Raw genomic sequence first — 2758 nt, forward strand, 5'->3', positions numbered from 1 at the left:
ATAACTCAGAGCGCGTCGAGCGGCATCATCACCCCAGCACCGTCTTGCCGTTCTTGATCACGGTGACGCCGCGCGACTTCACCTTGGCTTCGAACGAGATCACGCTGCCGTCCTTCCAGAGGTCCATGGTCACGGTCTCGCCGGGATAGACCGGCGAGGAGAACCGCGCGACGTGCTGGCGGAAGGCGGAGGCGTCGTAGTCGGCATAGGTCTGCAGCACGCCACGGCAGGTTATGCCGTAGGTGCACATGCCGTGCAGGATCGGACGCGGAAACCCGGCCTTCTTCGCGAACTCAGGGTCGGAGTGCAGCGGGTTGCGGTCGCCGCAGAGACGATAGACCAGCGCCTGGTCGGGACGCGTGACGATGTCGATGGTCGTGTCGGGTGCGCGCGACGGGATCTTGTGCGGATCCGGCTGGGTCAGGTTCGGCCCGCCAAAGCCGCCGTCGCCGCGTGCGAAGCGGGAGGCGACCAGCGTTGCCAGCTTCTCGCCCTTCTCGTTCTTGAGCACGGTCTGGTGGCTGATGACGACGCCCTTGTCCTTGCCCTTGTCGTAGACTTCAACGACGGAGGAATCGGCGGTGATGTGCGCGGCGACCGGCAGCGGCTGGTGGAAGGTGATATCGCGCTCGCCGTCGACCACCATCACGCGGTTGAGGTTCATCTCGCCCGGACCCGCGCCCCACGCCGCAACGGACGCGAAGGTCGGCACCACCTTGAGCGGCCGCGGTGTCAACGTGCCCTCATTGACAAAGGCAAGCTCGTTCTCGTCCATCGGATCGGCGCCGAGGCCGATACCGTAGGCATAGAGCATCACTTCGCGGTCGGTGTAGGAATATTTCTGGCCGAGGTTTTTGAGGCCTTTGAGTTCGTCGTATCTGGCTGACATTTTTGTTGTTTCCTCCCCGTGGTGTTCATCCTCATGGTGAGGAGGCGCTCTTGCGCCGTCTCGAACCATGAGGATGCCCGAAACGCTTTTTTTATTGTGGCCATCCTTCGAGACGCTTGCTTCGCAAGCTCCTCAGGATAAGGACCGCCCTAAGCCGGCGTGAAGAACGGCAGCGGTGCGCCATCGGTCGGCTTGAACACCACCTTCACCTTCTGGCCGATCTTCAACGTCGTCAAATCGCAATCGACAAAATTGGTCTGGAGCGACGGCCCCTCCTTCAGCGTGACGTAGCCGATCGCGTAAGGGCCGGTCGGTGACTTCCGCATCAAGCTGTAAGTGTAGATCGTGCCTTCGCCCGAAGACTCCTCCCACACCGTCTTGTCGGAGTAGCAGAACGGGCAGATCGCGCGCGGGAAGTAATGCGCTTCGCCGCAGGCGGTGCAGCGCTTGATCATGAACTTGCCCTGCTTGGCCGCGTCCCAGAACGCAGCCGTCTCGGGGTTGGTCACCGGGGCCGGATATTTCTTGGCTTCGCTCATCACACGCGCTCCAGAATCGCCGTCGAGGCGGCGTGGCGAACACCCAAAAGCCCGCCGGTGCCGTGGGCGATGGCGAGATCGCAATTCTTGACCTGCACCTTCGGATGCGCCTCGCCGCGCAGCTGCCGCACGGCCTCGAGGATCTTGGTCATGCCGCCGCGGTTGACGGGATGGTTGCTGCAGAGGCCGCCCCCATCGGTGTTGAACGGCAGCTTGCCGACGCCCGAGATCAGATTGCCGTCGGCGACGAACTTGCCGCCCTCGCCCTTCTTGCAGAAGCCGAGGTCCTCGAGCTGCATCAAGACGGTGATGGTGAAGCTGTCGTAGATTGAGGCGTATTTGATGTCCTTCGGCGTGATGCCGGCTTCCTCGAACGCACGCGGGCCGGACCAGATGCCGGCGGAGTATGTGAGGTCGAGATCCTTGCCGCCGCGCGGGCCCTTCATCGCCTCGCCGTGGCCGATCAGCTTCACCAGCGGCTTCTTCAGGCTTTTTGCGATCTCGGGTGTCGTCACGATCAGCGCGCCGCCACCGTCGGAGACGACGCAGCAATCCATGCGATGCAAGGGATCGGAGATCATCGGCGAGTTCAGGACGTCCTCGACGGTGACGACGTCCTTGAGCATCGCATGCGGATTGTATTGCGCGTGGTGCGAGGCCGCGACCTTGATCCAGGCGAGCTGCTCGCTGGTGGTGCCATAGTCGTGCATGTGGCGCATGGCACACATGCCGTAGGCATTGTGCGTGGTCGCGCCGTAAGCCGTCTCGAAATCGGCCTCGGCGCCGGCCGCGCGCGGCGGCATCGCCCCGGTGCGCGGCTTGCCGGCTAGCGTGATCAGCGCGATCGAGCACTTGCCCGCAGCGATGGCTTCAGCGGCGTGGCCGAGATGGATGATGTAGGAGCAGCCGCCGGTCTCGGTTGAATCGACATGGCGCAGTTTCTTGGTGTTGAGGCCGAGATAATCGACCATCGGCCAGGCGCCGCCCGGGGCGTCGCCCGCGCAGAAATAGCCGTCGACATCGTCCTTGCTGAGCCCGGCATCCTCGATCGCGCCCTTGGCGACTTCGGCATGCAGCTGCGCGGTGGATTTGTCCGGCGCGTGCCGGGTCGGGTGTTCGTAGATCCCGGCAATGTAGGCCTTGCCCTTGATGGTCAAATAAGGTCTCCGCTGGCGTTTCTCGCTTCCGGTTTTTTCTGAACCGCTGCCGCCCTGTTGGCAAGCGCGGAAATATTCCGCCGGGCGAGAGGGCAGCGGGTTCGCGCAAATCGCCGAGGTGCGGTCGGAACGCCTCTGCTTCCGGAAACGTCATTGCGAGCGCAGCGAAGCAA

General features: G+C 63.4%; 3 protein-coding genes. All 3 read right to left on the reverse strand.

All coding sequences use genetic code 11. The annotated features are described in order from the left end of the window. Positions 1-28: 28 nt before the first annotated feature. Positions 29-889: a MaoC family dehydratase gene (locus tag IVB47_RS17295; RefSeq protein ID WP_247462809.1), complete on the reverse strand. Its 861-nt coding sequence runs from the start codon at positions 887-889 to the stop codon at positions 29-31. 149 nt (positions 890-1038) lie between these two features. Next, positions 1039-1428 (reverse strand): OB-fold domain-containing protein, encoded by a 390-nt coding sequence (locus tag IVB47_RS17300; protein WP_007611535.1) that lies wholly within the window; start codon positions 1426-1428, stop codon positions 1039-1041. After that, positions 1428-2585 carry a thiolase domain-containing protein gene (locus IVB47_RS17305; protein WP_085360843.1) on the reverse strand — a complete coding sequence of 386 codons (1158 nt, stop codon included), beginning with the start codon at positions 2583-2585 and terminating at the stop codon, positions 1428-1430. Before IVB47_RS17305 ends, IVB47_RS17300 begins: the two co-directional genes overlap by 1 nt. Positions 2586-2758 lie beyond the last annotated feature (173 nt).

The sequence above is a fragment of the Bradyrhizobium sp. 62 genome (assembly GCF_023073035.1).
Classification (GTDB): domain Bacteria; phylum Pseudomonadota; class Alphaproteobacteria; order Rhizobiales; family Xanthobacteraceae; genus Bradyrhizobium.